Origin of the sequence: Halococcus salsus, from assembly GCF_009900715.1 — an archaeon.
Lineage (GTDB): Archaea > Halobacteriota > Halobacteria > Halobacteriales > Halococcaceae > Halococcus > Halococcus salsus.
Map to the genome: position 1 here is coordinate 40,810 of NZ_JAAAJC010000006.1, position 15,314 is coordinate 56,123.

The following is a 15,314-nucleotide window of genomic DNA, read 5'->3' on the forward strand; positions in this document are numbered from 1 at the left end:
ACGACGGTTGCTCCTTGAAAAGCTAGTCGCTGATCAGCTAGGGTGAGAGAAGGAGTACCTTTTGGACATGCTGGCGATCAGTCGTCAGGGAGGGCTCTAGCGGAGACGGAGGTGTTTTCACCGAACAATGTCGCGGCGACGAGTACGCCGGCGAGAACCACGAAGCCGACGCAGGCGAGATATTCGATCGTGAACCCTACCACCTCCGCGAGTGGCAGCGCGACCAGTGGGCCGACACTGGACCCGAGATCACCGAAGACGTTGTAGACACCACCAAGCTTTCCGGTATCATTGGCGGGGCTGATATCCCCTAGATATGCGAGCAGTGGTGGGTTCGACCCCCCGACACCGACGCCGATGAGCGCGACGCCGACGAGTGTGCTCGTCAGGGTGGGTACGAGCGCGAGCAGCGCGAACCCGCATCCGAAGACGGCGAGCGCGGGCAGCGTCAAGAGCGCACGATTCGAGAGTCGATCCGAAATCGAACCCGCGATTACCGTCGTTAGACTCGCACAGAGTACGCCGAGAGCCATCACGACCCCACTCGCGCCAACACCAGAGAGAAAGGCGATCTCGATACTGTTCTGCTGGGCGTAGAGTACGACTGTCGAGAGGAGAACCCCTGCGAACAGGAATCGCACGGTGAAGTTCACCGCGCCAACGGTAAAGATGCGGATATCGGCACGGACCATCCGCGGAATATCAGTCAGCCCGCTCCGAGAACCAGTGGTGGGCTGGATGTTCGGAAGCACGGCGAACGCGACGAGAAAGGCGAACAGGCCCGCACCACCGGCGGTGAGGAAGGCCGGCGTGTAACCGAACGTGTCGGCGATGAGGGCGCCCACAATCAGGCCCGTCGGGAAACCGAGACTCTGGCCACCCCGCATGTAGCCAACCCACTTGCCCCGGTTTTCGGCGGTTGTCACCCGCGTGATGGTGCTGAACGCGCCCACGAACACGAATGCGGAACCGAAGCCCCACATCGCTCGTGAGAGCAAGAACACGCCGCCAGCATCGAATACTGGAACGAGGTCCGAGTGGATGCCGAGCACATAGCCGAACGGCGCACACCCCTGCAGGAAGAAGCCAATGAGCATCGGTCGACGGGTACCAAACCGGTCGAGAATCTGGCCTGCAGGTGTGTTCATCACGAGCCGAACGATCCGATTGGTGGAAAGGATCAACCCGACCAAAATCGGCGCGATACCCAGTACCCCACCGAGCGTGGGAAGGGTTGGGAAGGCAACCCCGCCACCGATCCCACCGAAGAACACGCCCGCAATGAGCGCTCCCGCGACATACCGTGTCGAGCGACCCGTGTCATGGTCCGGATCGCGCCTGGTTTCGCTCCTGTTCATTCGACGCGCCCGTCCGTGCCGTCACGAACCAGTACGACGCCGAAATACGTTGCGAGGGCCCCCCATATTCCGTTGCCGGCTACTGGATCGTCGAATACGGTTCGGTTGGTGCGCACGCCCACCGCGGCGCGCGCAGTATCACTCATTCTAACCGGTTAGTTTGCACGACGCTAAAGCGTTTTGAGCGGGGGCAATGAACGAAAGCGAGCTGAGATCTCTGCTAGATGGCAAGGTTTCGATTTCGAACGATACTCCTAACGAATACGGGAAATACCGAAGTGAGTGGCTGGTACTACCCGGGATCGTAATATCACTATTGGACCGGCTCCTCGAGAAGACACGCCTGATGAGCTGGTCGATCTTGAGGACCGCCAGCATGAGACGGACGAAACACTCACCGAGCGCGCTGACACCAAGGCATACGGTATCGACGAACGTGCGGTGACAGGTTATCACAGTCGTGAACGAAGATCTCGGAGACGAATCACTCGTGGTGCCGATAGCACGCTTTTCGCTCGGTGAAACCATCGAGGAAACCGATTACGACCTCGTGGGTGAGGGCCTCCACGCCCCCCACCCCCCAGGTACTGGCTCCGATGATTCGCCTTTTGTATACCGTGCCGCGTTCCACCCGAGCGCCAGGGTTCCGAGATCGAGGGTGCCTGTGGGAAGAGTTCGAGATTACTGAGCGGTACCAGATCACGTTGATGGGTTAGCGTGGTCCTCGCATCTGGATGCCAATTGCGATACCCGAATCACCACCTGTCAAAGATTATATGCCGGTGAGGATCGTTTCTCGGTGAATGGCGGGGAGAGGGGAAACCGTTGATTGGGGAGAACCCTTCGTCCTTAACAAGAAAGGGTCTCTGCTTCATTACTGGGTAGTTGGTCCTGCAGATGCACCCATGGTTGTGCTGAGCCACGGTGCAACAATGGACCATCATCTGTTCGATCAGCAGCTTGAGCCATTACTCCAGGCTGGATATCGAGTAGTGAGTTGGGATATTCGAGGCCATGGCCTCTCCAAGCCCCTTGGAGCAGATTTCACCGTTCCACTTATTGTTGACGACTTGGTAGCGATACTCAACGAACTTGGCGTACAGAACGTTGTAGCACTCGGACAATCGTTTGGGGGATATGTATCTCAAGAACTCCTCATGCGTTATCCGGAACGTGTAGACGCGCTCGGAATTATTGGTGCAACTGATATTACGAGTATCCCCTCACGAACGGAGTACCTCGCTCTAAAGCTCTCGCCATACTTGTTCAAGGTCTGGCCGTATCAGAACCTCAAAAAAGTGATTTCTGCGCGCACGGCAGAAACAGAACGAGCGAAACAGTATGCCTACCGTGCAACAAGCCACCTCTCAAAGCAGGAGTTCACAACAACTTGGAAGGGAGTCGCGGATGCTCTCCATTCAGAGCCGGGGTATGTGATTGAGAAGCCGTTTCTATTGACACATGGTGATGCCGATCGAACGGGGACAATCGCCCGCGATGCACCTTCATGGGCCGATCGGGAACCCAACTGTCGCTATGAAGTGATTCCGAACGCTGGCCACAACGCTAACGATGACAATCCAGAGTACTTCAATGGAATACTACTAGCATTCCTCAAATCTCTATGAGGGATTCAAACCCTCTGAGATCGTTACCACCGAGAATGGTGGCGTTGCAAGCGGTCATCGTGAGATGACGTCCTCATTGATTGAGGACTACTCGTCGACTAAACCTTCGTTCTCGACTCGCATTACTGCCTCTCCGTCCGGGAGATTCGGTGCATCGACGAGCCGGACGATTCGCTTCGTCCCTTTCGAGTTCCTGAGATAAAGTCGAACTGTCGATTTGTGGCCCAGTATGTTTCCGCCAATGGGTTTCGTTGGGTCACCGAAGTACGAATCGGGGTTACTCTGGACTTGATTTGTCACTAACACGGCAGCGTTGTAGAGGTCAGTGATTCGCGAGAGATCGTGGAGATGACGATTGAGCTTCTGTTGGCGTTCGGCGAGCTTTCCGCGGCCGACGTACTCTGCACGGAAATGTGCGGTCAGTGAATCAACGCAGACGAGCCGGACTGGCCAGTCCGAATCCTCGTGTTTGGCGATGATTTCCTGCGCTTTCTGAGCCAAGAGCATCTGGTGGTCGGAGTTGAATGCTTTCGCGACGTGGATTCGCTCGAGGACAGACTCGATAAACGAATCTATCGCGACTTCGTTCTCCGGAGCGCCTTCGATATCGCGCTGGTCCATCGCTGCAGCGAGAATATCGGTTGGAAGGCCCCGGACCATCTCCTCGATACGTTCGGGTCGGAAGGTATCATCACTGTCGATGAATATCGCCCGTCCTTCGAGACCTCCGTACTCGAAGGGAAGCTGGACGTTGACCGCGAGCTGATGTGTGGCTTGAGATTTCCCGACGCCAAACTCCCCGTACACCTCTGTTATCGAATGGGTTTCGACACCGCCACCGAGAAGGTCGTCGATAGCATCAACCTGCCAGCTGAGCTTCCCGATCTCGTTTCGCTGGTCGAGAACGAAACTTCCACTCTTGAATCCACCAATATCCGCGACGTCACGTGCAGCAGAGATGATACCAGCCGCGCTATTCTCACCGATGTCCGCGGTTGCAGCGAGCTCTCCCGGACTAGCGACTGCGATGCCCTGATAGGAGTCGTATCCCGATTCGACGAGCTTGTCAGCGGTCGCCGGGCCCACACCGGGTAGGTTCTCCAGGTTGACTGTTGCTGCCATACTGAAGAGGACGATGTAGCTGGTCATAAGACGCCGCCAACAGCTTAGTGAATGTGAACCGACTTCTGTCTATGTCCGTGGAAACCGGCGATAGGAGGCTTGTATTCAGTTCCCATATCACATTCGCTGACCACATGGGAATCGGCAGATATCATTCCGATTGGTTGGCGACTTTGATATCCCGTTTCTACGTCCACTTTCGCTCGTGACTCGGGTCCCCGCCGTGTTGGACGAGATAGTTACTGTCGATGATGAGTTCGGACCGGCCACAAAGTTGAGTTTGCAATAAGCGGGATAGGTGTATCAACGCTCGCTGCGGTACATGTAGAGCGAGAGCGGTGCGAACACGGCGACGATCAACGCAGAAGCGATGAGCACCCACGTCACATCCATCAAGGCTACATTCCCATGCATGAGCCCCCGAGAGGCGTCGGTGAGATGCGTGACGGGATTCACACTGACCACGGTCTGGAGCCACGACGGCATAGTTGCCGGGTCGACGAAGATATTGCTCACGAACGTCAGCGGGAAGAGCACGAAAAAGCTCGCCGTCATGACGGACTCCGGCGTATCGACCAGCAACCCCGCGAGAACCCAGATCCACGAAACGCTGAATGCGAAGACGAGGACGAGTGCGAGCGCCAGAACGACTCCTATGATTCCGGCTCTGGGACGGAAACCCAGAACGGCACCGAGCCCAACGACCATGATCGCCGCCATTGAGTAGCGAAGCACGTCGCCGAGGAGGGCTCCGACTAGTGGCGCAGGCTGCCAGATTGGGAGCGATTGGAATCGATCGAAGAGGCCTTTGTCGATATCCGTGTTGAGCCCGACGCCCGTATAGACGGTAATGAAGACGATGGATTGAACAAGGATCCCCGGTAGCAGGAACTGGATGTACTGCTGTGGTGACCCGGCGAGAGCACCCCCAAAGAGGAACGTAAACAACAACGTGAACATCAACGGGAATGCCGTGACATCGAGGAGTTGAAACGGTACGTGCTTGATTTTCAGGAGTGCTCTCCATCCAAGGGTGAGTGAGGCGGAGATCGGGCCCGGGCGGGATGGCCGTTCGACCTGTGAGAGAACATCGTCGAGATCGTCCTCAACGACATTGTTCGAGAGAGCGGTTTCAGTGCTCATGCGGCCACCTCCTCGGTTGAATCCTCGACGGGCTGACCGGTGAGTGCGAGGAAAACCTCATCGAGGCTCGCCTGTCCAAGCGACAACTCTGCGACGCCCACGTCAGCATCCGAGAGCGCTGTCAGCACCGCTACTGGCTCCTCGTCGTGTGGAACGCTCGCGGAAAGAGTATCTCGGTCAGTTCCATGGTAGACCGCCTCTCCGAAGTGTTCCCGGAGGATGGCTTCGGCCTCCCCTCGACGTTCCGGATCCTGAAGCTGAACAGTGAGAGTACTTGCACCCACGGCGGCCTTCAGTTCGCGGCTCGTTCCTTCTGCGATGACTTGGCCGTTGTCGATGACGGCAAGTCGGTCAGCAAGCCGATCTGCCTCATCGAGGTATTGCGTAGTGAGAAGAACAGTGGTTCCCTCGGCGGCGATGGCTCGGATGATGACCCAGACTTGGTTTCGGCTTCGTGGGTCGAGCCCCGTCGTTGGCTCGTCTAAGAAGAGTACCTCGGGCGTAACAATTAGGCTCGCGGCGACATCGAGTCGACGCCGCATCCCACCGGAGTACGTTCGTACCTGGCGCGTAGCAGCCGCCTCGAGACCGAAGGCAGTAAGCAGCTCGTCGGCGCGCTCCTTCGCAGCGCGCCAAGAGAACCCGAGCAGACGTCCCACGAGAACGAGGTTCTCGCGTCCACTGAGATCCTCATCGACTGAGGCGTACTGACCTGTGAGACTTACTTTTGCACGGACTTCGGCTGCGTCCTCCACGACGTCGTATCCAAGGACAGTCGCCGTACCGGCGGTCGGGCGGAGCAACGTGGTGAGTATCCGAATTATCGTCGTCTTCCCGGCACCGTTGGGACCTAAGAGGCCATACACCGAACCCCGAGGTATTCGAAGATCAACTCCGTCCACGGCGTTCGTTTCCCCGAACGATTTTTCGAGATCATTAGTCTCGATGGCGAAAGTCGAGTCGTCGGTCCTTCCGAAAGGAAGGGTGCCATTTTCAGTCACCGATGGCGATGAGTTGAGAGGCCCTGTTTCCACCGAAGCCACCTCTTCTGAGCTCGAGATTTCTGTAATCTTGCCAGTCTGTTTCGGCGATCGGGATTCGTTCATGTGCTTGATTCTCCATTGCCAACTCGTGGTTGAGCGCTCGCGAGTCGATGCGCTGTTTCGGTTCCATCCGAGTGTGTTCTGCTGGTACCCCGAGTGCGAATTGCGACCAACGGATTCTCGACATGCTTATTGATAGTCATTGCTTCAGATCCCTCGAATCGAGTAGGTCTTTTTAGACGATAAACCAGAGCTATATGCGGAGCGAAAGTGATCGATTGAGGAATGGAGCCGTGTATCTTAGGCCTTCGTGGCATTTACTCGTGGCATGGAGGAGTTACACTTCGAACGTGAACCCCGGGTAAGGTGGCCTTGCTCCGATGATGTCGGGAACTACGCTTCCGCAAGTGCAAGTGATAGCCCTACAACTCTACTTCCGGACTCGTCCGATTTCTAGTCGCGCTGAAAGCCATTCTTCGGCGAAACTGTGTTCTTCTTCGTCGCTCGGAATCGGAGATAAATGGGAACTCGGTCTTTGGTCGATAGCAGTTCCTACAGGCAGCGAGCTTCGTTAGCAGGTTCGCTACGGCCGCTTCCAGTGATGGAATAGATAACGACATGCCAGTGTCCTCTCGTCTTCTAATCACCCTCGGCGGCCGGGACGATCGGCGTTCCACTCAACCACTACTTGATAAGAGAGTCGACGAGCGTGTTCAGCTCGAAGTCGTTGATCCGCCAGTTCTAACGAGGGCCCAGCTCATGTCGATTTCTTTCAAGAGGGTGGGAAACCAACAGACGCTTTGTACAGAACACGGAGCCGACTGGGAAGCAGATATTCGTCGTTCACTCTGATAGAACAAGAATGAAGAAGGCGTACAACCCCTGTTTTTGGGTACCACGGTGTGGAGCCGGCGGTGGGGACAACGCTGTCCGTTCAGGACATAGTCGGCTCGTCTACACTCAGCCCCATAGAACTCGTGAGCACGAGTACGACCTCTGTTAGCTGAATACGCAGGGCGCTAATCCCCCTTCCTCAGCGAGCGCCGAAGGCGCGAGCAGGGAGGGGATACAGCGTCCGTCATCATCTGTTCTTTCGTCTGTTCCGCGACGGTTGCCGGCCCACAGGCCAGCACATATCGTAACTGAATTGTGTGTATAGTACATATCTTGTGTTGTGACGCAACGGAAGAACATCACTATCCGCGACGACCAAGAGGAGTGGATTCAGGACAATCACCTGAACCTCTCCCGGTTCGTCCAAGACGCTTTGGATGAGTTGATCGAGGAGCGCGGATAGCGAATGTGGTACGCTCGTCGGTATCGGATGTTTCCGACCAATGCTCAGTCCGAGTGCATGGACGAGCATCGGAACATCTACCGGCAGGCGTACAACCATTTCCTGTACCGTCTCAATCACGCCGACGGACGAACATTGATGCGTGACCTCCGCGACGAGTTGCCCGAACTCAAGAAGTGGTGGACTGATCTCAAAGAGGTCCATTCGCGGGCGCTACAGCGCGTTGCCGAACGACTTGACAACAACCTCTCGCGCCTCGCGAAAATGAAAGAGAAGGGACGGAAGGTTGGTCAACTCAAGTGGAAAGCGCCGTCGGAGTACCGTTCGTTCACGTACAGTCAATCCGGCTTCGAACTCAAGAATACGAGTGGTCGGACGGCTGTGCTACGACTTTCGAAGATCGGCGAGATATCGATCCGCTACCACCGCGAACTCTCCGACGACGCGACGATCAAAGAAATCCATGTCAAGAAAGAGCGAACTGGCGAGTGGTTCGCATCTCTCGTCGTGGACGACGGCGAACCGACGCCCGAACCACCCAAGAACCCCGACGAGTGCGTTGGAATTGATGTGGGGATACTCAAGTATGTCCACGACTCCGATGGTTTCGCCGTTGGTTCGCTTGACCTATCCGACGAGCGCGAACGCTTGGAACGTGAGCAACGAAAACTATCGCGGAAGGAACATGGTTCGGCGAACTACAAACGTCAGCGCCGACGGGTAGCCGAGTGTCACGCTGACCTGAAACGGAAGCGCCGCGACTTTCTTCACCGGCTCTCGAACTACTACGCTACCGAGTACGACTTCGTGGCAATGGAAGACTTGAACGTTGCTGGCATGATGCAGTTCAAGTCAAACAGTCGCAACCGAGCATCCGCCGCGTGGGGTACTTTTCTACGGATGCTCGAATACAAGTGCGAGCGCGAAGGAACACACTTCGTTGCGGTGAACCCGGCAGGAACGACCAAAGAGTGTTCTCGGTGTGGCATCAAGACCGAGAAACCGCTGTGGGTACGCGAACACTCATGCCCGGCTTGTGGTTTTGAAGCCGACCGTGACGAGAACGCGGCCTACAACGTACTCGCACGCGGTCTCAAAGATGTAGGGGTGGTTCACCCCGAAAGAACGCCTGTGGAGACTGCGCTCCCTGTGTCTACCGCTTCGGTGGATGCAAAGCGCGTCGTGGAAGCAGGAAGCCCCGCCCTCAAGGAGCGAACGGCGTCAGCCGTGAGCGAGTAGGGTGGGGTAGTTCACCAATTAGGGTTCAGAAAATAGCCGAGATGATGTGGAAGTTTGTAAGCAGTGTTTCGACCAGTATCGAAACGAACCGTTCTGGTCGCTACGTCGTTTGAGGAGCACCTCTGACCCGGAGATGAAAGCACTCGCTAGAGGTTATCCCGACGTTTGGCGACGGAAGCCAACTCAACAGGAGACCGCAATCGTTAGATGGTGAGCAGTTTCTTCGATAGGATCACGAACGTACCTCAACCCCTCGCCCTACGGGTCCTTGTACACCGGTCTGAGGTCGGTCACGTCCGCGTTGTACCCGAGCCACACGCTGAGCACCGAGGCCGCGCCGACGAGATACATGGGGAAGAGGAGGACGATCGCGTAGCCAGCCAGGTGCAACGGGATCACGTCGACCGTATGGAGTGTGCCGATCCCGGCGAGTCCGAGCAGTGCCGCCGCTATCATCCCCGACCGGAACGCGCTGTCGGCGGCCGGACCGGGGGAGCTCTTGAGTGTCGTCATACTATCCCTACGCCATCGAGTCGATAAACGATTGTGAAACGGGTCGCCTACCGGTGTAGCTCGTCCATCGCCCCGGTCGAACGTCCAAGATAAATGGGTGACCTATCTCCTCACCAGATTTATGCCGATATGCGAGGTAGCCCAGTGTGAACGATCATGTACGAGACGATCCTGATCCCGACCGACGGCAGCAACGAAGCGCGGAAGGCCGCCGCACACGGCATCGAGCTCGCGGCCGCGCTCGAGGCGACGGTCCACACGCTCTACGTGATGGACCTCCCGGGCGTCCCGCGTGCGCTCTCGGTCCGGGACGACGAGGAGACGGTCCGCGAGGAGTACCGGGAGTTCGGCGAGCGGGTCACGAGCGAGGTCTGCACCATGGCGAGCAGGGCGGACGTCAAGTGTGTCACCGCGCTCAGAACCGGGACCGTCCACGAGGAGATCGTCGAGTACGCCGACGAGATGGGCCTCGACGCCATCGTGATGGGGACGGGCTACCAGGGCCGGTTCGGCGCGCTGCTCGGCACCGTCGTCGAGAAGGTCGTCCGGATCTCGGCCGTCCCGGTGATCTCCACGAAAATGAACGAAGCCGAATCGCGTCCCTCCGGGTCGTGAGGGAGTCGCCGCTACCTATCGGGCGTCGGACGTGCCCTCACCGCCATCCGAGATGCCGGTGACGACGTCCCCGCTGGAAGCGGTCACCTCGACGTCGTCCATGCTGTCGATCCGACTGATCTGCTCCTTGAACGCCTCGGATTCGAGGATCGTGTACTCGTTCTCGAGACCGAGATAGACGGTATAGCACATCAAGAGCAGGATGAACGCGAACGGCAGGCCGGTCGAGACGGCGGCAGTCTGTAACGCCGTGAGCCCCCCGCCGGCCAACAGCACCGCCGCGACGCCGCCCTCGCTGAGCGCCCAGAAGACGCGCTGGGCCCGCGGCACGTCGTGTTTCCCGCCGGAAGTGAGGTGGTCGATCACCAGCGAGCCCGAATCCGAGGACGTGACGAAGAAGGTTATCACGAGGAGCGTGGCGACGATGGTCGAGATCTCCCCCAGTGGGTACTGGGAGAGCATCGAGAACATCGCGATTGACTGTCCCTGCGTGTTGAGCGTCGCGAGGATACCGGCCCCGGCGATCTGGGCGTTTATCGCGCTTCCGCCGAACGTCGACATCCAGACGAACGAGAAGATCGACGGTAGGAACAGTACCCCCATGACGAACTCACGAACGGTCCGTCCCTTCGAGATCCGCGCGATGAACATCCCCACGAACGGTGACCACGAGATCCACCAGCCCCAGTAGAAGATGGTCCATCCGCCGAGGAAGTCCCGTGCGGGTTGCCCCGCGAACGCGCCCGTGAAGAAACTGAGACCGGGGAGACTCACGAGGTACGTACCGAACGCGTTGGTGAACCCGTTGAAGATGTAGAGCGTGGGGCCGACGACGATCACGAACGAGAGAAACGCCAGCATGAGATAGAGGTTGATGTTGCTCAGGCGCTTGACGCCTCCCTCAAGCCCCGCCGCAACCGACGCGGTCGCGATAAGCGTGATACCGATGATGAGGGCCACCTGGCCGAACGTCCCGGTCGGGAAGCTCGCGCCGAACAGGTCACCCGCGATGACGTTGAAGCCCCTGCTCACCTGCGTGACCCCGAGGCCGAGCGAGGTCGAGAGCCCGAAGAGGGTCGCGAACACCGACACGAGGTCGATGATGTGGCCCGGCCAGCCGTAGATCCGTTCGCCGAGCAGTGGCCAGAAGATCGACCGGAACGTGAGCGGGAGTCCCCGATTGAACGAGAAGAAGGCCAGCCCGAGCCCCACGAGCGCGTAGATCGCCCACGGGTGGAGCCCCCAGTGGAAGAACGCCTGTGCGAGGGCGGGGCCCGCCGCGGCGGCCGAGCCCGCTTCGATACCGTTGCCGGCGAAAAAGGGCGGCACGCTCCCGAAGTAGGTGACCGGTTCGGCCACGCTGAAGAACATCAACCCGATCCCCATGCCGGCGCTGAACAACATCGCCATCCAGGAGAAGGTGCTGAACTCCCTTTCGGCCCCGACACCGCCGATTCGTATCTTGCCGTACTTGCCCACCGCGAAGTAGACGACGGTGACGATGAAGACGTTCACCACGAGAATGTAAAACCAGCCGAAGTAGTCGTTGATACCGTTGAAAATGGCGGTGTAGATCGACGACGCTTCGTTGCCGAGCAGGAGGGTCGCCGCCACGAACGCCGCGATGACGACTAGCGCGACGGGAAAGACGACTGGGTGGACGTCAAAGCCGTATCCCTGGTAGTTCGTATCCCCCGGTTCCCGATCGGAGTCGGGGTGGAACAGCTCTACTTGGAGCCCGTCCGACATCTCGCCCGCCGTGGTGTCGCCCTCGGCGTCAGCCATGCTGCCCCCCCGCTTCGGATCCGTGGTCGATTCGGTAGGGTTCGCGTTGCTGTGTCGCCGCGTCAATTGGGGGTCGGTTGGTCATGTGATTCTCGCCTTCGTGATGGTCGGCACCATCGAAACCGCGCCGATTTCGGGCGCTTCGGCGTCCCACCGGAGCGATTTCGTCCGCCTCACCCCACCGGGGCCGGTTGTTCGTGAGTTTTTGCCGTGGTGGCTATTGACACGAACGATGATAAATATTGTCGCCGATAACCCGATTCGTTCGTTTCGACGTTTTTTGCCACGACTGGGAGCCGGTCGCCTCCACTGCCGACCTCCGTCTTCTGTTCTTCACTCCGCATGCGGAGCATCGGATAGGTGAAGAGATGTTGAATGCCGAAATCGACGGAACTGAGTGCTCAAACCCCTCTTGAGCATCCAATCACGGCATTTCATGCCGGTTGGTGGCGGGCACTGCAAGCAGTGAGAGCCGACTGTTGGCGCGTGGGGGTTCCGAAGGGAATTATCTAATCCCGAGCCGGTGTTGTGCGAACGCCAACATGCTCATATCGCTACGGATACTATATGTGCCGAAAGTGGTAGTACACGTGGCCCTCGTGGGTTGTGGGGAGTCTGAGAACTGATGCGGAGACGAAACTATCTTCGAGTGCTCGGGAGCCTCCCGTTCGTCGCTGCTGGCGTCTCGGGTTGTCTCTCCGGGCGCATGAGCGGACCGGCGGAACGAGCGCTCACGGCCGACGCGATCGGTGACGCCTGGACGTATTCGGACGGGGGCTCCCCGGTAGTCACCGAGAGCGGGACGATAACCGCGAGCTATCACGCCGACGAACCGTACCCGCAGACCGTCAGGCTCCGCTTATGGCCCTGTGAGGGCGAGACGCTCGACGCACTCGGTGGGACGTGTTCGCTGGGCAACCTTCCGGACCAGATGCGAGCGAACGAGAGCGTCACAACGGCGGATGGCTCGATCGGCGAGACCGCCTTCCTCTGGTGGACCGACACCGTTACCGATATCGAGGTGGTCACCGCGAACCACGTCTTCCGCCTCACGCATACGCCGCTCAGTGGGACGGATTCGGGTGCTAACCCGGAGATACCGTCCCAAGACGAGCGAACCGAGACGGTAACCAGGATCGCTCAGCTCCAGACGGACAAGATCGACCGTCTGACGTGAACGCAAGGTGAGAGGTACGGTCGCCTTGAACACGGACCAATAAGTTAGGGAGTACGCTTCTTTCGCCTGTAACCGGGTATTAGAGCTGTTTGTCCGTCTCTGCTGAGAAACCGACTGATGGGTTCTCGTGGTTGCCGATAGCGGTACTTGCGCGTATGCTTACAAATATCTCGTGTGTGAGAAAACGGAACGAAAGGGAGACTCCGAGAGCCGAGTGTCGGTCTGACCACCGCTACGCTTTTACTTCGGCGAGCGTACCTAAAGAATAGAGGATGAGCGAGTTGGATGGACGATCCAAGGGGGCTGGGAAGGAGCCGTTCTTCGAGGCTCCACAGAGCGGTGGACTGGTGGCAGTCGATCCGATCGAACGGCATCGCTACATGCTGTCGACACGGGAGAGGGTGCGACCGGAGCCAGCTACGACGGACGACTTCCGGTTTCCGGTCGATACCGCCGTCTCGGTCCGTACCGAAGCCATCTCGCTCCCGAGCGTCGTCTCCGTGCACGTCCGCGACGAGGAGGGAGCGCCGCTGTGTGAAGCGGAGCACTTCGCCTTCGAGGAGTTGCCTGCCGGGCGGTACACGGTCGATCTGAGTGCGCCGATCAAGCTCTATCTCCTGGTCGAGAGTCCGATCACGCTGCATGCCACCGCCGAGACCATGCGCATCGAGTTCGGCGAGGAGACGGAGGTCGTGGTGGGAGCGCGATCACACCACGACCAACCGGCGGCGACGGTGACGACGACGTCGGATCCCGAGGACCTGATGCGGGCGGTCTCGACGTTCGGTTCGGCCCTCAAGACGATGAGTCCGGAGCGGTCGTTCCCGACGCTGCGGGGCCACCCCCCGCTGGTCGAGCTCGGGGACGAACTCGACCTCGCGGGGCTCGAACCACCCGATTCGGGTGTCGTCATCGAACTTCCAGCCGACCGCCGGATGATACTCATCGCCGCGCCGCTGGCGTACTACCTCGGTGCCCGTCTGGTCCCCGGCGACGAACCGCTCCTGCGAGCCGACTCTGGATTCCAGTACGACCTGGATGGACCCCTGGGATTCGAACGGACCGTCGAGCGCACCCTGAAACAGGTGTTCTTCTTCGACTGTCTCACGCGTACCGAAGGGCTCTATCCTGTAGAGGTTCACGAGCGAAGAGCGCTCGAAGGCGACCTCGAACTCGACTTCGCCGCCCTCTATGAGGGTTCCTTGGTCGACCAACTCGAGGCCTATCTCGCCGTTCCATTCGAGACACTTGAAGCTCATCTCCCAAAGTGGAAGCTCACCACACACGTCGAGCCAACGGCGTCCAGCGTCGAGATGCTCCCCTTCGCGGTCAACGACCTCGCCATCGTTCGGTGTGGCGAGACGACGAGCGCACCGAATCCCGCCACGGCAGGGGTCATGGAGGGTAATGGAGCGCCCGTGGCTGAATCGGCTCGACGCGATAGTTTCACGCGGAGCGCGAGTTCGGAAACCGTCGCCCAGCCCGAGGACACGTTCGTGGAGCCAAAGCTGGATGATTCGCTGGAGCAGATGTGGGTGGGCGAGGGGATCCCCGTAAACGCGAGCAAGGCGTCCATCGAAGCCTACCGGCATCGGCTCGATCGGACACCGACGGCCGGTGATATCGGGATCACGGTCGTCTGTAACGACGCGACGATGGACGAGGAGCGTGACTTCATCAACGAGGTCTATGGCGAGCGCGACGAGTTGCCCTTCGAAATCTCCGTCGAGCGCGAACTCACGACCACGGAGCTGACGGAGGTGCTCTCGTCCCGGACCGATTTCCTCCACTACATCGGACACGTCGACCCGGAGGGATTCGAGTGCGCGGACGGCAAGCTCGACGCGACGATGTTGGAGTCCGTGGGTGTGGACGCGTTCTTGCTCAACGCGTGTCAATCCTACCGTCAGGGCATGGCCCTCATCGAACACGGGGCTATCGGTGGCATCGTTACACTCAGCGACGTCCTGAACTGTGAAGCAGTCAGGATCGGACGGACGCTCGCACGCCTGCTCAACTGCGGGTTTCCGCTCCGGCCAGCGCTCGACATCGCGCGTGAGGAGAGCATCATGGGCGAGGAGTACCTCGTCGTGGGCGACGGAACTCTCTCGATCGCACAGGCCGAAAGTTTGACCGCGAATCTACTGCATATCGAACGCGACAATGGGCTATTCGATTTGACGTTCAGTGCACATCATACATCGAGAACCGGAATAGGAGCGTTAGTGGTACCCTATATCGACGATAGTGAGTATCACATCTCTACCGGGGAAATTCGAGAGAACGATCTCACGAAGGAGGAACTCATGGACTTTCTTTCACTATCGAACGATCCCGTTAAGATCGACGGGAAATTACGGTGGACTTCTCAGATCGACGCTGACGATCTATAGA

General features: G+C 58.7%; 12 protein-coding genes. 5 read left to right on the forward strand and 7 right to left on the reverse strand.

The window, feature by feature from the left end; translation table 11 throughout:
- Nucleotides 1-77 precede the first annotated feature (77 nt).
- Together GT355_RS13820 and GT355_RS13825 are read right to left on the reverse strand one after the other, a co-directional pair.
- Nucleotides 78-1,358 carry an MFS transporter gene (locus GT355_RS13820; RefSeq protein WP_160135165.1) on the reverse strand — a complete coding sequence of 427 codons (1,281 nt, stop codon included), beginning with the start codon at nt 1,356-1,358 and terminating at the stop codon, nt 78-80.
- The gene (locus tag GT355_RS13825) at nt 1,355-1,504 is read right to left on the reverse strand and encodes a hypothetical protein (protein ID WP_160135166.1); all 150 of its coding nucleotides are present in this window, start codon (nt 1,502-1,504) and stop codon (nt 1,355-1,357) included. The genes GT355_RS13820 and GT355_RS13825 overlap by 4 nt, the downstream gene beginning before the upstream one ends.
- 657 nt (nt 1,505-2,161) lie before the next feature.
- On the opposite strand from GT355_RS13825, the gene GT355_RS13830 reads away from it, so the two are divergent.
- Nucleotides 2,162-2,986 carry an alpha/beta fold hydrolase gene (locus GT355_RS13830; RefSeq protein ID WP_205250447.1) on the forward strand — a complete coding sequence of 275 codons (825 nt, stop codon included), beginning with the start codon at nt 2,162-2,164 and terminating at the stop codon, nt 2,984-2,986.
- 87 nt (nt 2,987-3,073) lie between these two features.
- On the opposite strand, the gene radA is transcribed toward GT355_RS13830, so the two are convergent.
- The 3 genes from radA to GT355_RS13845 all read right to left on the reverse strand — a co-directional run bounded on the left by radA (nt 3,074) and on the right by GT355_RS13845 (nt 6,357).
- Nucleotides 3,074-4,108: a DNA repair and recombination protein RadA gene (gene radA, locus GT355_RS13835; RefSeq protein WP_160135167.1), complete on the reverse strand. Its 1,035-nt coding sequence runs from the start codon at nt 4,106-4,108 to the stop codon at nt 3,074-3,076.
- A 303-nt stretch (nt 4,109-4,411) separates the two neighbouring features.
- On the reverse strand, nt 4,412-5,251 hold the full coding sequence (locus GT355_RS13840; protein WP_160135168.1) for an ABC transporter permease: 840 nt from the start codon (nt 5,249-5,251) through the stop codon (nt 4,412-4,414).
- Nucleotides 5,248-6,357, reverse strand: a complete 1,110-nt coding sequence (locus tag GT355_RS13845) for an ATP-binding cassette domain-containing protein (protein ID WP_240145820.1) — start codon at nt 6,355-6,357, stop codon at nt 5,248-5,250. The genes GT355_RS13840 and GT355_RS13845 overlap by 4 nt, the downstream gene beginning before the upstream one ends.
- Before the next feature lie 1,237 nt (nt 6,358-7,594).
- On the opposite strand from GT355_RS13845, the gene GT355_RS13850 reads away from it, so the two are divergent.
- Nucleotides 7,595-8,830 carry an RNA-guided endonuclease InsQ/TnpB family protein gene (locus tag GT355_RS13850; protein WP_160135169.1) on the forward strand — a complete coding sequence of 412 codons (1,236 nt, stop codon included), beginning with the start codon at nt 7,595-7,597 and terminating at the stop codon, nt 8,828-8,830.
- A gap of 258 nt (nt 8,831-9,088) precedes the next feature.
- On the opposite strand, the gene GT355_RS13855 is transcribed toward GT355_RS13850, so the two are convergent.
- Nucleotides 9,089-9,343, reverse strand: coding sequence for a hypothetical protein (locus GT355_RS13855; RefSeq protein WP_160135170.1), 255 nt, complete (start codon nt 9,341-9,343; stop codon nt 9,089-9,091).
- Between the two features lie 156 nt (nt 9,344-9,499).
- Here GT355_RS13855 and GT355_RS13860 point away from each other — a divergent pair, with 156 nt between their 5' ends.
- Nucleotides 9,500-9,958: a universal stress protein gene (locus tag GT355_RS13860; RefSeq protein ID WP_160135171.1), complete on the forward strand. Its 459-nt coding sequence runs from the start codon at nt 9,500-9,502 to the stop codon at nt 9,956-9,958.
- Between the two features lie 15 nt (nt 9,959-9,973).
- Here GT355_RS13860 and GT355_RS13865 read toward each other — a convergent pair whose 3' ends face one another.
- Nucleotides 9,974-11,743, reverse strand: a complete 1,770-nt coding sequence (locus GT355_RS13865) for a BCCT family transporter (protein ID WP_160135172.1) — start codon at nt 11,741-11,743, stop codon at nt 9,974-9,976.
- A 625-nt stretch (nt 11,744-12,368) separates the two neighbouring features.
- Between GT355_RS13865 and GT355_RS13870 the strand changes: the two genes are divergently transcribed.
- Nucleotides 12,369-12,920 (forward strand): hypothetical protein, encoded by a 552-nt coding sequence (locus GT355_RS13870; RefSeq protein ID WP_240145821.1) that lies wholly within the window; start codon nt 12,369-12,371, stop codon nt 12,918-12,920.
- 272 nt (nt 12,921-13,192) lie between these two features.
- Entirely contained in the window at nt 13,193-15,313 is a 2,121-nt protein-coding gene (locus GT355_RS13875; RefSeq protein ID WP_160135173.1) for a hypothetical protein, read from the forward strand.
- Nucleotide 15,314: the final 1 nt, after the last annotated feature.

What these genes read in the sequence shown, in the direction of transcription:
- GT355_RS13850 (WP_160135169.1), top strand. Translation starts at nt 7,595, where the DNA reads ATGTGGTACGCTCGTCGGTATCGGATGTTTCCGACCAATGCTCAGTCC.
- GT355_RS13820 (WP_160135165.1), bottom strand. Translation starts at nt 1,358, where the DNA reads ATGAACAGGAGCGAAACCAGGCGCGATCCGGACCATGACACGGGTCGC.
- GT355_RS13870 (WP_240145821.1), top strand. Translation starts at nt 12,369, where the DNA reads ATGCGGAGACGAAACTATCTTCGAGTGCTCGGGAGCCTCCCGTTCGTC.
- GT355_RS13840 (WP_160135168.1), bottom strand. Translation starts at nt 5,251, where the DNA reads ATGAGCACTGAAACCGCTCTCTCGAACAATGTCGTTGAGGACGATCTC.
- GT355_RS13860 (WP_160135171.1), top strand. Translation starts at nt 9,500, where the DNA reads ATGTACGAGACGATCCTGATCCCGACCGACGGCAGCAACGAAGCGCGG.
- GT355_RS13830 (WP_205250447.1), top strand. Translation starts at nt 2,162, where the DNA reads ATGGCGGGGAGAGGGGAAACCGTTGATTGGGGAGAACCCTTCGTCCTT.
- GT355_RS13855 (WP_160135170.1), bottom strand. Translation starts at nt 9,343, where the DNA reads ATGACGACACTCAAGAGCTCCCCCGGTCCGGCCGCCGACAGCGCGTTC.
- GT355_RS13875 (WP_160135173.1), top strand. Translation starts at nt 13,193, where the DNA reads ATGAGCGAGTTGGATGGACGATCCAAGGGGGCTGGGAAGGAGCCGTTC.
- GT355_RS13825 (WP_160135166.1), bottom strand. Translation starts at nt 1,504, where the DNA reads ATGAGTGATACTGCGCGCGCCGCGGTGGGCGTGCGCACCAACCGAACC.
- GT355_RS13845 (WP_240145820.1), bottom strand. Translation starts at nt 6,357, where the DNA reads ATGAACGAATCCCGATCGCCGAAACAGACTGGCAAGATTACAGAAATC.
- GT355_RS13865 (WP_160135172.1), bottom strand. Translation starts at nt 11,743, where the DNA reads ATGGCTGACGCCGAGGGCGACACCACGGCGGGCGAGATGTCGGACGGG.
- radA (WP_160135167.1), bottom strand. Translation starts at nt 4,108, where the DNA reads ATGGCAGCAACAGTCAACCTGGAGAACCTACCCGGTGTGGGCCCGGCG.